At 63.0% G+C, this 13,923-nt stretch carries 14 protein-coding genes and 1 pseudogene; 8 read left to right on the forward strand and 7 right to left on the reverse strand.

Annotated features, from left to right (window positions below; genetic code table 11):
* Positions 1–87: 87 nt before the first annotated feature.
* Positions 88–243 (reverse strand): hypothetical protein, encoded by a 156-nt coding sequence (locus AMK05_RS35485; RefSeq protein WP_237352223.1) that lies wholly within the window; start codon positions 241–243, stop codon positions 88–90.
* Here AMK05_RS35485 and AMK05_RS06520 point away from each other — a divergent pair.
* Positions 185–1,526, forward strand: a pseudogene (locus AMK05_RS06520) (MFS transporter). The gene AMK05_RS35485 and the pseudogene AMK05_RS06520 sit on opposite strands and share 59 nt — an antisense overlap.
* A gap of 63 nt (positions 1,527–1,589) precedes the next feature.
* Here the strand turns inward: AMK05_RS06520 and AMK05_RS06525 are convergent.
* Positions 1,590–2,108 (reverse strand): DUF1697 domain-containing protein, encoded by a 519-nt coding sequence (locus AMK05_RS06525; protein WP_064837619.1) that lies wholly within the window; start codon positions 2,106–2,108, stop codon positions 1,590–1,592.
* Positions 2,109–2,367: 259 nt separating this feature from the next.
* Positions 2,368–4,476 carry a S9 family peptidase gene (locus AMK05_RS06530; protein WP_064837621.1) on the reverse strand — a complete coding sequence of 703 codons (2,109 nt, stop codon included), beginning with the start codon at positions 4,474–4,476 and terminating at the stop codon, positions 2,368–2,370.
* Positions 4,477–4,730: 254 nt separating this feature from the next.
* Here AMK05_RS06530 and AMK05_RS06535 point away from each other — a divergent pair, with 254 nt between their 5' ends.
* Together AMK05_RS06535 and AMK05_RS06540 are read left to right on the forward strand one after the other, a co-directional pair.
* Positions 4,731–5,120: a DUF930 domain-containing protein gene (locus AMK05_RS06535; RefSeq protein ID WP_064837623.1), complete on the forward strand. Its 390-nt coding sequence runs from the start codon at positions 4,731–4,733 to the stop codon at positions 5,118–5,120.
* Positions 5,121–5,213: 93 nt separating this feature from the next.
* Positions 5,214–6,002, forward strand: coding sequence for a polysaccharide deacetylase family protein (locus tag AMK05_RS06540; protein WP_064837625.1), 789 nt, complete (start codon positions 5,214–5,216; stop codon positions 6,000–6,002).
* 262 nt (positions 6,003–6,264) lie between these two features.
* Here the strand turns inward: AMK05_RS06540 and AMK05_RS06545 are convergent, their stop codons facing one another.
* On the reverse strand, positions 6,265–7,557 hold the full coding sequence (locus tag AMK05_RS06545) for an NAD(P)/FAD-dependent oxidoreductase (protein WP_064837627.1): 1,293 nt from the start codon (positions 7,555–7,557) through the stop codon (positions 6,265–6,267).
* Positions 7,558–7,575: 18 nt separating this feature from the next.
* Complete coding sequence (locus AMK05_RS06550; RefSeq protein ID WP_064837629.1) at positions 7,576–8,742, reverse strand: AI-2E family transporter; 1,167 nt, start codon at positions 8,740–8,742, stop codon at positions 7,576–7,578.
* Positions 8,743–8,922: 180 nt separating this feature from the next.
* Here AMK05_RS06550 and AMK05_RS06555 point away from each other — a divergent pair, with 180 nt between their 5' ends.
* Complete coding sequence (locus AMK05_RS06555) at positions 8,923–9,306, forward strand: hypothetical protein (protein ID WP_064837631.1); 384 nt, start codon at positions 8,923–8,925, stop codon at positions 9,304–9,306.
* An 11-nt stretch (positions 9,307–9,317) separates the two neighbouring features.
* Here AMK05_RS06555 and AMK05_RS06560 read toward each other — a convergent pair whose 3' ends face one another.
* Positions 9,318–10,283 (reverse strand): VOC family protein, encoded by a 966-nt coding sequence (locus tag AMK05_RS06560; protein ID WP_171899752.1) that lies wholly within the window; start codon positions 10,281–10,283, stop codon positions 9,318–9,320.
* A 189-nt stretch (positions 10,284–10,472) separates the two neighbouring features.
* Between AMK05_RS06560 and AMK05_RS06565 the strand changes: the two genes are divergently transcribed.
* From AMK05_RS06565 to AMK05_RS06580, 4 genes are all read left to right on the forward strand, one after another.
* Entirely contained in the window at positions 10,473–10,892 is a 420-nt protein-coding gene (locus tag AMK05_RS06565; RefSeq protein ID WP_064837635.1) for a universal stress protein, read from the forward strand.
* A 128-nt stretch (positions 10,893–11,020) separates the two neighbouring features.
* Positions 11,021–11,689: a PAQR family membrane homeostasis protein TrhA gene (trhA, locus tag AMK05_RS06570; protein WP_064837637.1), complete on the forward strand. Its 669-nt coding sequence runs from the start codon at positions 11,021–11,023 to the stop codon at positions 11,687–11,689.
* 100 nt (positions 11,690–11,789) lie between these two features.
* Complete coding sequence (locus tag AMK05_RS06575; RefSeq protein WP_064837639.1) at positions 11,790–12,299, forward strand: GNAT family N-acetyltransferase; 510 nt, start codon at positions 11,790–11,792, stop codon at positions 12,297–12,299.
* Positions 12,300–12,439: 140 nt separating this feature from the next.
* Entirely contained in the window at positions 12,440–13,141 is a 702-nt protein-coding gene (locus tag AMK05_RS06580; RefSeq protein WP_064837641.1) for a pentapeptide repeat-containing protein, read from the forward strand.
* A gap of 219 nt (positions 13,142–13,360) precedes the next feature.
* On the opposite strand, the gene msrB is transcribed toward AMK05_RS06580, so the two are convergent.
* A complete protein-coding gene (gene msrB / locus AMK05_RS06585) occupies positions 13,361–13,774 on the reverse strand; it encodes a peptide-methionine (R)-S-oxide reductase MsrB (RefSeq protein WP_064837643.1) in 414 nt (137 codons plus the stop codon).
* Positions 13,775–13,923: the final 149 nt, after the last annotated feature.

A 13,923-nucleotide genomic window follows, 5' to 3' on the forward strand; every position in this document is an offset into this window, starting at 1 on the left:
CTTGCGCCATGTCATCCCCCGCGGCCTTGCAGCCTCGTGTGCTCCGCCGCGCCACCGCGAGTGATCCCGGACGATGTCGGATCAGATTTACCAGGCGCCGATCGTTCGGCGCGCCGCGCCCAATTTCCGGGTGATCGCGATGATTGTCGCGAGTGCGATGCTGATGGAAAACATCGACGCGACCGTGCTGGCGACGGCGCTGCCGACCATGGCGCGCGATTTTTCCGTCAGCGCGCCGGCCATGTCGATCGCGCTGACTTCCTATCTCCTCAGCCTGGCGATCTTCATTCCGGCGAGCGGCCGCATGGCCGACAGTTTCGGCTCCCGCACCCGTCTTCCGCGCCGCAATCGCCGTCTTCGTCATCGGCTCTATCCTCTGTGCGCTGGCGCCGACCTTGTCTTTCCTGGTACTGGCGCGGTTGCTGCAGGGCTTGGGCGGCGCGATGATGATGCCGGTCGGGCGCCTGGTGCTGATGCGCAGCGTTGCCCGCAAGGATATGGTCAGCGCCATGTCCTGGCTGCTGGTGCCGGCGCTGATCGGCCCGATCGTCGGCCCTCCGCTCGGCGGCTTCTTCGTCACCTATCTCGACTGGCGCTGGATCTTTTATATCAACGTGCCGGTCGGCATCATCGGCATGATTTTCGTCTCGATCTATATCGACGAGGTCAAGGGGAAGGCGAGCGGCCCCTTCGATACGATCGGCTTCGTGCTCTCCGGCCTCTCGCTCGGCTCACTGCTCTTCGGCTTCGAAATGTCGAGCCACGAAGGTGAAGGCGCCTTCTCGCTCTTCCTGATCGCTGTCGGTCTGCTCTTCGGCATCGGCTATCTCAGGCATGCCCGCAAGCATCCGTCGCCGATCATGGATTTCTCGCTGATGAAGGTGCCGAGCTTCGGGACCTCGGTCATCGCCGGTTCGCTGACGCGCATCACGCAAGGCGCCCAGCCCTTCCTGCTGCCGCTGCTCTTCCAGATCGGCTTTGGCCTGTCGGCGGCCGCGGCCGGCCAAATCGTCATTGCCACGGCACTTGGCGCGCTCGCCATGAAGCCGATGGCGAAGTTCGTCTTCAGCCGGCTCGGTTTCCGCCGCAGCCTCGTCCTCAACGGCATCTTCGGGACGGTCGGTTACGGCCTCTGCGCCGCCTTCCGGCCGGACTGGCCGATGCCGCTGATCTTCATCGTCCTGGTGCTCAGCGCCTTCTTCCTGTCGTTCCAGTTCACCGCCTACAACACCATCGCCTATGACGAGATCGACAAGGAGCGGATGAGCTCGGCCACGAGCTTCTACACCACCTTCCAGCAGCTGATGCTGTCGCTCGGCATCTGCATCGGCGCTTTGGCGCTGCATGGCTCTATGGCTTTCAACGATGTCGAAACGCCTGAACTCGGCGATTTCTCCACCGCCTTCGTCGTTGTCACCCTCATCTCGATCAGCGCGACGATCTGGAACCTGCGCTTCTCGCCGACCGCCGGCGAGGAGATTAGCGGCTATAAGGCGAAACGGACGAAGGATATTGCCGGCAGCTGACACGACATGCATGAAAACAAGGACTTGAATCGCCTCGTCTGAATCAAATTCTACGCAGGCCCCTCAACCTTCCATCGCCGCCGCCATGTCCGCGAGCTTGCGCACAGTGTTGAGATTGCGCGAGGTTCCGGCCTTCAGCGCCGGCAGCTTCAGCTTCGAGCGTCCGGACCCCTTGGGGTAGTGCACGTAGATTTCACGGGTCGCGAGCTTCGCTTCCTCGCCATCGGGCGCAGTCATTTTCTCCAGCGCATCGGCAGGCGGCTTTTCGGGCAGGAAATAGACGAGCAGAAAATTCGGCTTGGCATCGGGAAAGGGCGCGTTCGCGGCAATCGCCTCGAGTTCCTTGCGGCTGCGCACCATCACGCCCGGCCGCTTGCCCATCTTCTGCCCGAGCGCCGCGTCGAGCTTTTCCTCGACCGCCGTTTCGGACGCATCCGAGCGGAACAGCACATTGCCGCTCTGGATGTAGGTTTTCACGTCAGTGAAGCCGAGGCCTTTGCAGATCGTCTTGAGCTCGGCCATCGGGAGTGACCCAGTGCCGCCGACGTTAACGGCGCGGAGGAGGGCGATATAGATGGGCAATTCTCTCTCCCTCTTAGGACGTGTGCCGTGCCAGCCCCCTCTGCCCTGCCGGGCATCTCCCCCACAGGTGGGGAGATCACAAGTGGCCCAAACTTCGCACCCGTCTACCGTTTCTCCGGGCTGCAATGTCAGTTGTTTGGGGAAGCCAGCGCGCCAGCCAATCTCCCCACCCGTGGGGGTCCGAAGGACGGGCGAGACCCGCGGCTCGCCCCGGGCCCGGCAGGGCAGAGGGGGGCGGCCACGGCACCCCTCAATGATTTCACATCTTCCCCGCCACCTTGATCGCAAACGCATACTCGAACGCGATCTCTTCCAGCCGCTGGAAGCGGCCGGAGGCGCCGCCATGGCCGGCATCCATATTGGTCTTGAGCAGGATCGGCGCTTCACCGGTCGTCTCTTCGCGCAACTTCGCCACCCATTTGGCCGGTTCCCAATAGGTGACGCGCGGATCGGTCAGGCCGCCGAGCGCCAGGATCGGCGGGTAGGCCTTGGCGCCGACATTGTCATAGGGCGAATAGGCGGCGATCTGCTCGTATTCTTCGCGGCTGTCGATCGGGTTGCCCCACTCCGGCCATTCCGGCGGCGTCAGCGGCAGGGTGTCGTCGAGCATGGTGTTGAGCACGTCGACGAAGGGAACGGCGGCGATAATGCCGGCAAATTTCTCCGGCGCCATGTTGGCGACCGCGCCCATCAGCATGCCGCCGGCCGAGCCGCCCTCGGCGATGATCTTCGCGTAAGAGGTGAACTTCTGTTGATTCAGATAGTCGGCCGCGGCGACGAAGTCCTTGAAGGTGTTCGTCTTCTTGTCCATCTTGCCGTCTTCGTACCAGGCAAAGCCCTTGTCCTTGCCGCCGCGGATATGGGCGATGGCATAGACGAAGCCGCGGTCGGCGAGCGACAAGCAATTGGTGTTGAAACCGGCCGGAATGGTGATGCCGTAAGCGCCGTAACCGTAGAGCAGGCAGGGCGCGGTGCCGTCGAGCGGCGTGTCCTTGCGGTAGAGCAGGGTGACCGGCACTGTCTCGCCGTCCCAGGCCGGGGCGAAGACGCGGCGGGTGATATAGTCGTCGGCATTGTGGCCCGACGGCACTTCCTGGGTCTTCAACAGCGTGCGCTCGCGCGTCACCATGTTGTAATCGTAAAGCTGCGACGGCGTCGTCATCGAGGAATAGGAGAAGCGGATGATATCCGTGTCATATTCCGCCGCGCCCGAAAGGCCCAGCGAATAGGCCTCCTCGGCAAAGGCGATCGCATGTTCCTCGCCGGTCGCCCGATCGCGGATCATGATCTGCGGCAGCCCGTCCTTGCGCTCCAGCCACAGAAGATGGCGAGCATAGGCCATATGGCTGATAACAAGCGTGCCGGGCTTGTGCGGCACGACCTCGCGCCAGTTTTCCTTGCCGGGCTTATCAACCGGCGCTTCCATGATCTTGAAATCCTTGGCGCCGCCGTCATTGGTCAGAATGTAGAAGATATCGCCGCCCTCGGTCAGCGAATATTCGATGCCTTCCTCGCGCGCCGCCACCAGTTTCGGCTCGGCGGTCAGATCCTTGGTCGACAGCAGCCGGTATTCGCTGGTCTCGTGATCGTGGATGTCGATATAGATGACATCGTCGAGCAGCGAGCCGCCTACGCCCATGAAGAAGCCGGCATCGGCTTCCTCATAGACCAGCCGGTCTTCCGATTGCGGCCGGCCGACAATGTGGTGGAACACCTTCGAGGGCCGGTGGTTCTCGTCGAGCGCCGAATAGAAGAAGCTCTTGCCATCGGGGGCCCAGACGCCGCCGCCGGCGGTATTCTCGATCACGTCGTCGAGATCCTGGCCGGTCGAGAGGTCGCGGACCTTCAGCGTGAAGAACTCCGAGCCCTTGTCGTCATAGCCCCAGATGCCGCGGCTATGGTCGCTCGTATGGTCGAGGCCGGCGAGGCGGAAATAGGCCTTGCCGGAGGCTTCCTTGTCGCCGTCGAGCAGCACCGTGCGGATCGTCTCGTCGGCGACGGCGCCGTCGCGGGGAATGCGGAAATAGCGGGGCTGCTCGCCGCCGGTAACGTAAAAGGTGCCATAGGCATAGGCACCGTCCTTCATCGGCACCGAGCTGTCGTCTTCCTTGATGCGGCCGCGCATTTCCGAAAACAGCATCTTCTGCAGCGGCTTGGTGTCTTCCATCGCCGCATTCATATAGGCGTTTTCGGCTTCGAGATGCCGGCGGATCTCGGGATCGAGGATCGACGGATCCTTGAACATCGCCTGCCAGTTATCGGCACGCAGCCAAGCATAATCATCCGTGCGGGTAATGCCGTGGCGCGTATCGGAGACGGGCTTCTTCGGGGCGGCGGGCGGCGTCGGCAGGCTCTTGAAAGCGGACAAGGAATGGCTCCGGATCGGGATATCGGGTTGGCAAGAGATAGAGGCGCGCCGCCGCCGGATCAAGCGGCAAGGCTGCGCCAACAGTGCGGGTGACCTTCCACAGGCAGGGAGGCGGCTCGGCTCGCCCTGCCTTGATGTCACCACAATATTTAAGAATGTCCGCTATCACAGAGCGAAATTTACACGTGCCAAGCCCCCGGCAAGCTGCCCGGGGCAGGGTGAAGAATGGACAACAGCAAGGGATTTTCTCAGCAATGCCGAAACGTCTGCTCCTGTTCGTATCCCTCGTCGGCCTTGCCGCCCCCGCCTTTGCCGTCGATCCGGCCATCAAGAAGCAGCTGGAAAAACTCGATCCCTCGACGCGTCTGGAGCAGAGCTGCGACACCGAGGCGATGAGCCGCATCAACCAGGACAGCACCGGTTTCAAGCCCGACAAGGTGATCGCCTATACTTTCAAGGACCCGATCCCTGGCGACAATTCGCTGCAGGCGCCAGGCGCCGTCTTCCGCAGCAAGGGCGACTGGTACCATCTCTCCTACAATTGCATCACCGGCCCGCAGCATATCAACGTGCGCGAGCTCAACTATCAGATCGGCGACAAGGTGCCGCGGGAGAAGTGGGACAAATATTATCTCTACGATTGATGCGCCGGCCTTCGTTCGGAGGTGACATCCGGCCACATGGCGCCACAGAGAAGCAGCCGCTAAAATCGGCCGACGAAATCGTAGAAGTCCCATATGAACCGTATCCTGCTCGCTTCGGCGTTGCTTTTCGCCGCTCTCTCTGCCGCCATGGCGGATGAAATTCCGCCAGCGCCGCCGGCCGCACTTCCGGCAACAAAGACGCCGGCGGTAAAGCTCGTCGAGCCGCATCTCCATATCGCCCGCTCCAACGTAGCAGGTCATGCCCGCATCGCGCTCACCTTCGATGCCTGCATGGGGCAGGCGGATGAGCGCATCCTGTCGACCCTGGTGCGCGAGCGTATTCCGGCAACGATCTTCGTCACCGCCCGCTGGTTGAAGCGCAACCCCGCCGCTCTTGCCGTGTTCCTGCAGAATCCCGATCTGTTCGAACTGGAAAATCACGGCGAGAACCATATCCCGGCCGTCGATACGCCAACGCTGATCTACGGCATCGCCGCTGCCGGCTCGCCGCAGGCGGTGAAACAGGAAGTCGAGGGCGGCGCCGCGGCAATGACCGCGGCCGGCATTCCCGCACCCCACTGGTTCCGCGGCTCGACCGCCAAATACGATCTTTCCGCCATCGGCGAGATCCGCGCCATGGGCTATCGCATCGCCGGTTATTCGGTGAACGGCGACGGCGGCTCGCTGCTCGGCGCCGTCATCACCGAAAAACGCATCGCTGCGGCCAAAGACGGCGATGTCGTCATCTCCCACATCAACCAGCCGACCCATGCGGCGGGCGAGGGGGTGGCGAAGGCGCTGGTCGATTTGAAAGCCAAGGGCACGGAGTTCGTTCGCCTTGAGGATGTCGAGGATATGGGCGACGACAAAACGACGGAGTGAATTCTGTCGCTGAAGTCGTGCCGTGTGAGCCCCCTCTGCCCTGCCGGGCATCTCCCCCACAGGTGGGGAGATTACAAGTGGCCAAACCTTTCCGCCCGTCTACCGTTCCGGCGGGCTGCCACGTTAGTTGTTTGGGGAAACCGTTGCGCCCAACCAATCTCCCCACCTGTGGGGGGTCCGAAGGACGGGCGAGACCCGCGGCTCGCCCCGGGCCCGGCAGGGCAGAGGGGGCTTGCACGGCACAACAGCCAACGCGAAGCCTCTACCGCAACTCATCCCCACTCCCCAACCGATCCTCCCCAAACCGCCGCAACCCCGGCCCATCCCGATCGAGGGCGAAGTCCTCGAACCAGTCGCGATGTATGCCGGCCAGCATCGCGCCGATCATCTGGGCGGCGAGATAGGAAAAGGTGATGCCGTTGCCGCCGTAGCCGTAGGCGGCCAGCACATGCGGCATGTCGGGCACGGGACCGATCAGCGGCAGGCCGTCGGCGGTTTCGCCGAAGGTTCCGCACCAGGCGTGTTCCACCCGTGTATCGGCTTTCGGCCATAGCCGCTTCATCTTCTCGCGAATTGCCATGATCTTTGCCGGCAGCTTGCGGTCGCGGGCTTCGGGATCGGCCGTGCCGTCATCCTCGCCGCCGGCGACGATGCGGTTGTCCTCGGTCGTGCGCATATAGAGATAGGGGTGGCTGTCCTCCCAGATCAGCGCCCGGTCGCGCCAGAAATGTGCCGGGTCCTGGGGGACGGTGGCGAGCGCCCAGCTCGAACTGGTGCGATGCAGCTTCGGCATGTCGATGCCCGGCATCGAATAGCCGGTCGCAAGCACGGCGCGCCGCGCCTCGATAACATGGCCCGCGTCCGTCTCCGCCGTCACGTGATCGCCTTCGCTGTGAAGTGCCGTGACGGAAGCGTTGACCAGCCGCGCGCCGCGCCGAACGGAGATTCCGAGCAATGCCCAGGTCAGGAGCAGCGGATCGGCCTCGGCCGAACCCGGTGAATAGATCGCGCCATCCCGGTCGAGTTCGAACTGGGTGAAGAGATCGGGATGTTCGAGGTAGACGCCGGGCAGGCCGGCTCGGCGGCGCAACTGGCGCTCGTCCAGAAGCTCGCGCGCCCCTTCCTGGTTGGCGGCGAGATAGAGCGTGTTGCGCGACCGGAAGCCGCAGGCAATCCCGTGTGCGGCGATCAGCTTGGAAAGGCCGGCAACCGCTGCTCCGCTGCGGCGATAAATGCCGGCGGCGCGTTCGAAGCCGTAATAGTCCTCAAGCTCGGTCAGCGTGCTGTCGATTTCCCATTGCAGCATCGCCGTGCTCGCCGCGGTGCTGCCGAAACCGGGTCGCTCCCGGTCGATGATAGTGACGGAAAAGCCGCGCGCCGTCAGATGTTCGGCAACCAATGCGCCGGTGATGCCGCCGCCGATCACGGCGATGTCGGTGGAAAAACTCTCCTCGATCGGACGCCATTTCGGCCGAATGCCGCTTTTCCCCCAGAGGGAACGGCCGCTGACCATTTGGTCGTGATCGGATTCGTTGAGATCGAGATCAGATGCCACCGATATCTCCCCGGCTGATCATTTCGGCAATTGCGGCTGCGGCTTTTCCTCGATCAGCAATTCCTCGATGATCGTAATGACGATCAGCGACAGCGGCAGGGCCAGCATCGCCCCGACGGCCCCCCACATCCATGTCCAGAACAGGATGGCGAGGAAAACGATGAAGGGATTGATTTCCAGCCGCCGTCCCATCACTGCCGGGAAGATCAGGTTTTCCATGACGAGGTGCACGGTAAAGAAGGCCGCGGCCGGCATCAGGCCGATGACGATGTCGTCATGGGTGAGAATGCCGGCGACCGCGACGGCAAACGTCATCAGCGTGATGCCGAGATAGGGAATGAAGCTCGACAGGAAGGCGAAAAAACCCCAGAGCACCGGCGCCGCCAGTCCGCCGGCATAGGCGATGATCGTCATGACGACGCCGAGGCCGACATAGATCAGCGAGGCGGTGGCGAAATAGAAGCCGAGCACCTGCTCGACGGCATTGATGACACGGATGGCCGCCAGGCGCTGCGTGCGGGTGCGGAAGGTCATGATGATCGTCTTGCGCAGGTTGACGCGGCTGGCGAGGAAAAGCAGCAGCGCGGCGAAGAAAATCATCCCCTGCACGACAGCCGGCGTCAGGCTTGTCGTCACCACATGCAGCACATTGCCGGTGTTTTCGAGCAGTGCACCGATCGACATCGGCCCGCTTTCGAAGGTCGCCGGCGTGATATGCAGCCATTCGATGCGCTCGAGATAGGGCATGACGCGGTTGATGGTTCGCTCGGCAAAAGCCGGCCCCTCATTGGCCAGCGTCATCAGCGGGCCGGCGAGCGAGTTGATCAGCAGGAAGATCACCAGAGCCACGCTGCTCGACAACATGAAGGCGTTGGCAAGCCGCGGCACACCCATCCGGCTCAGCTTTTCCGCCGCCATGCCGAGGATCATCCCGACGACAACGGCAAGCGTGATCGGGATCAGGATCAGCGACATCAGGTAGACGGCGGCCAGCCCCAGAATGCCGAAGATGCCGATGATCGCCCAGGCCATGCTGATGTCCAGCCCGTCCTTCTCCAGCCGATGCAGCGGTGCCGGCGGCAGCTCTTCCGCTGCCTCCTTCAGGGTCTGCGCCCAGGCGCTGGTGCGGCGTTCGCCGATCGCGATCTTCTTGGCCTGTTTGCGGATGCCATTGGCGATGCCCATGCGGTGAGGTCCCCCGAAGCCCATTGCTTCGTCACGGAAACGCGCCGACGCGGTTCCGGTTCCGCGAGGCCATGATGCCGTCGAGCCGAGAAGCGTCACCGGCAACCGTGCCGATTTGAAATATCCCGGCGGAACAACCTCGCAGCCCCAGGAGTTCGGGCGTTTGAAGGAGTTAAGGCCATGAAGAATGATCCCGATCAGACAAAAGCCGCCGAGAGTTATACGACTGATCCGCCTTATGCCGACGAGGCAGCGCTTGTAGCCGCCGACCAGCGGCGGTGGTGGGGTTGGACCGTCCTGTTGGCCGGTGCAGCGGTGCTGATCATTGCCGGCGTGAGCGTCGCGATCTGGCCTGATCCTGGCAATAACGATCCGACGGCCACCGCCTCGACAAAACCGGACCCGATCAATGCGCAGCCATCCGGTCCCGGCACCTTCAACGACGATCCGGCCTCCGGCGCTTCAAAGCCTCCGGAAGCGGTAGATCGTTCACCCGCGCCGAGCGGAAATGGTGGCGGAACGACCGGGGTCACGAGCCCGGCCGGCACCGAGAAGGTCCAATAGCGTCGCTGCGGTCAAGCCGAAAGCGTTAGCCCAATCCCCCAGGGATCCCTGAGGAACACGCCGCCGTCGCGCGCCTCGCTCTTGATCTCCAGCGCATCGAGCTTGGCGATCGCCGCATCCAGTGTGGCCTTGTCGTTGAACCGGAGCTTATAGTCCGAAAGCCCGGTCATATTGTCGGCGCGTGCCGTAGCACCCCGGCTGTTCCAGATATTGGCGGCGATATGGTGATGGTAGCCGCCGGTCGCAAAGAAACTTGCGCCGGGACGGCTCGCCATCAGCTTGAGGCCGAGCACGTCGCGGTAGAAGGCGTCAGCTTGTGGAATATCGCCGACCTGCAGATGCAGGTGGCCGATCGCCGTCCCCATGGCCATGCCGTCCCAGCGCTCTTCGGGCGCGCTGTCATAGAGCGCCTGCAGGTCGAGGCGCAGCGTCGCCATATCCACCATACCGTCCTGATCGAACTTCCATTGCTGGTGCGGCCGGTCGGCATAGATTTCGATGCCGTTGCCTTCCGGGTCGGACAGATAGATCGCCTCGCTGACGAGATGGTCCGAGGCGCCGTCGAGCACGACATTGTTGTGCGCCGCGTGGCGCAACCAGCGTGCCAACTCGGTCCGATCCGGCATCAGGAAGGCGGTGTGGAAAAGGCCGGCGGCATTGCGCGGCGCGATGGCGGCATCCTTGGCGGTCGTCAGCGTCAGCAGCGGCAGATCGCCAACCCCCAGCACTTGCCCGCTCGCCGTCTTCTCGATGACTTTCAGGCCGAGCATCGACTGATAGAAGCCGGATACGAGATCGAGGTCCGCCACGACGAGATGCGACTGGTCGACATAGGCGGGCCGCGTCAGCGCATAGGAAGTTTCGGTCGTCATGGATTGTTCTCCTGCTCCTGATCTGGCCTGTAGAATGGAAGGCGCGCCGGCGGTGGCGGCAAATGTGCCGCCCGCAGCAAGGCCGAGGAAGTTTCGCCGGTTCATTCGCCACTGTCTCCTCTGGCCTGCCGTACTTGATGCCTATATGGCCGATTGCGATTGTTCACAGAAGTCCCGTTTTTGAGGATGAACTGTTGAGCAGGCGTTGACGATGACTTGCGCCCACTTGATCGCGGTCAAAGCGCCCATATCTTCTTTAGAGGATACTTATACATCTCAGTCATGGAGGGAGCCATGTACAGGAAGATCATCGTCGCGATCGCGCTCGGCGGCATCGAAAAGGGAGAGAAGATCCTCCGCAAGGCCGCGTCCTTGCTCGACGACGGCGGCGAGATCGTCGCGCTCAATGTCATCGAGGATGTACCGACCTATGTCGCGATCGAACTGCCGGCAAATATGGTCGAGGACGCCATGCAGGACAGCCGCGACCAGCTGAACGCGCTGATCGCCTCGACCGGTATTGCGGCCACCGTCGAGATCCGCAACGGCCCGCCGGCCAAAGCAATCATCTCGACCGCCGAAAGTTACGGTGCCGACCTCATCATCGTCGCTTCGCATGTTCCGGATTTTTCCAATTACTTCATCGGCGCCACCGCCGACCGGGTCGTGCGCCACGCCAAATGTTCGGTGCTGGTCGACCGGCAAAAGATTTGATTTGCGTAAGCCGTCTCGCCGCCAAACAGGCTGTTACGAAGATTGACCGCCCGTGCGCTTTGCCGCAGTTGCGCGCCCGTTCGTTCGATGCGACGATTGCAATCGGGGTCTGAAACGGATTGGCGTGCATGGCCGAGTTCAACGGCATTCGCTGGGCTTATGACAGATACGAACTGATCGCCGACGGTATCGTCCATGGCGTCGGTCTCGTGCTGGCGCTGATCGGGGCCACGGTGTTGATCTTCTACGCCACGCTCTGGAGTTCCTACGGCGCGCTCGCCGCCGCCTGGATCTATGGCGTCGGGCTGGTGCTGACGCTTGCCATCTCCTTCTCCTACAATGCCTGGCCGGTCTCGCGCACCAAATGGTACCTGCGCCGCTTCGATCATTCGGCGATCTTCCTGTTGATCGCCGCCACCTATACGCCTTTCCTCGAACGCGGCGCCGACGATCCGCTGCTCTTCTCCATGCTGGTGGCGATCTGGCTGTTTGCCGCCGCCGGCATTGTGCTGAAATGCGTCTTTCCCGGCCGCTACGACCGTCTTGCCATCCTGCTCTATCTCGCCATGGGCTGGAGCGGCATACTGGTGGCGGGACCCGTGGCGGCGCGCATTCCCACCGCCTCGATGCTGCTGATCGTCATCGGCGGCGTCATCTATTCGCTCGGCGTCATCTTCCATGTCTGGGAGAAGCTGCGCTTTCAGAACGCCATCTGGCACGCTTTCGTCGTCACCGCCGCGGCCGTGCATTATTCGGCCGTCTTCACCTGCTTCAGCCTGTCGGCGCCGGGCGTCTGACAAGGGCTGCTCCGGAAGCCGCCGGCATGCCGCATCCGCCGTTTACATCTTCGGGAGCGGGGCGTATGCCATCCCGGCAGTCAATTCGAACCGGGCCATCATGACAGACGCCGTTCTCCTCCGCGACGCGACCGAAGCCGATCTTTCCGCCATCCGCGATATCTACAATCACGCCGTCGAGCACACGACGGCGATCTGGAACGATACGCTTGTCGATCTCGAAAACCGGCGGGAATGGATGCGGGCGCGCAAGGCCCGCGGCTTTCCGGTCATCGTCGCCGAGCTGTCGGGCAAGGTCGCCGGCTATGCCTCCTATGGCGATTGGCGGACCTTCGACGGCTACCGCCATACCGTCGAGCATTCCGTCTATGTCGACAAGGATTGCCGCGGCGCCGGCATCGGCGAGCGGCTGATGCGCGAGCTGATCGTCCGAGCCGCAGCCGGCAATATCCATGTGATGATCGCCGGCATCGAGGCCGAGAACACCGCTTCGATCCGGCTGCACGAAAAGCTCGGTTTCCGCATCGCCGGCAGATTTTCCGAGGTCGGCACCAAGTTCGGCCGCTGGCTGGACCTGACCTGCATGGAGCTTCGCCTGCCTTCGGCCTGACCCGGCAATCTCTAAGGCCCCCCTCGGCAAGCCATTGTGAACGGCGCTCGCCATCTTTTTATTGTAGTCTGAGCTGTGTAAGAAGAGGAGGCAGCCTGCTTCGCGGGTGGCCTCGGAATGGTATGGAGGTGAACAGTTCAATGGCAATGCATGGATCGTCGCCCGGTCTCCTTGCCCTCGTCCTTCTGGCATTTTCGTCGGTCGTCGCCGGGGCCGCCGATTGCGGCAGCCTAGCCTCGCCCAAGCTCGACTGGCAGGAATGCACCAAGAAGAACCTGATGCTGCAGGGCAGTGATCTCGAAGGCGCCAATCTCTTCGGCACCGATTTCTCGCTGACCGATCTCGCTGGCGCCAATGTCAAATCCGCCAATCTCGAAAAGGCGACTTTGGTACGCGCCTCGCTCGAGGGCGCCCATGCCGAAGGCGCCAACTTCGCCAAGATCGAGGCCTATCGCGCCAGCTTCGCCAATATTGCCGCCGAAGGCGCGTCCTTTGCCGGCGCCGAGCTGCAGCGCGCCAATTTCGCCGGCGCCCGGCTTGCCGGCGCCAGCTTCGAAAAGGCCGAACTCGGCCGCGCCGATTTCGACAAGGCGGTGCTGACGGGCGCGAAATTCGCTTTTGCCAATCTCTCCCGTGCCGATCTCTCCAACGCCACTTTCGAAGGCCCGGCGATATTCGAGCGCGCCTTCATGTTCCTGACCCGCATCGAAGGCCTCGACCTCTCGGCCGCATCCGGCCTCGAACAGGCCCAGATCGACCTTGCCTGCGGCGACACCTCCACCAAGCTCCCCGCCGGCCTGTCGGCGCCGACGAGCTGGCCATGCCCTGCCGAGCATGAGTGATCAGGCAAGACTCGCCAGCCGGATCGTCGCGCTGCAGGCGCGGTTTTGCGCCGAAAGCTGCCCCTCACCCTAACCCTCTCCCCGTAAAACGGGGCGAGGGGACGTGCTTCGCGAGAGCTGCGGGGGACGGAGAGGTCACGGCATATCCCCTTCGCCCCGCGTGCGGGGAGAAGGTGGCGGCAGGCGGATGAGGGGCAGGCTGACTCCTGCGCCGAACGCCTATTCCCCCGGCTCGAACACCATGGAATGGCCGTTGATGCAGTAGCGCAGGCCGGTGGGCGGCGGGCCGTCGGGGAAGACGTGGCCGAGATGGGATTCGCAGCTGCCGCAGCGGATTTCGGTGCGCACCATGCCGAAGGCCGTGTCGCGATGCTCGGTCACGGCATCGGGCGAGACGGCTTCGAAATAGCTCGGCCAGCCGCAGCCGGCGTCGAACTTCGTGTCGGAGCGGAAAAGCGGGGCGTTGCAGCCGACACAGCGGTAAAGCCCGGTCTCGAAGGAATCCCAATAGGGGCCGGTGAAGGCGCGCTCGGTGCCGTGCTGGCGGGTGATGCGGTATTGCTCGGGGGTGAGTTGCTCTTTCCATTCCGCATCGGTCTTGTGGATCTTGGCGGTGGTTGCGGTTTCGGACATGCCATGCTCCTTTCGCCGAGGGGCGGTTCCATTTTGCCAGAAAATGTGGTGCACCGTCGACAGTTCATCAAGACTTGGGCACCATCCTGCCCCATTGACCATGTACCGCTTTTTGGGGAGGACGCTTGCTCTTACATCCGTTAGCGGTT

Source organism: Rhizobium sp. N324, assembly GCF_001664485.1.
Classification (GTDB): Bacteria; Pseudomonadota; Alphaproteobacteria; order Rhizobiales; family Rhizobiaceae; genus Rhizobium.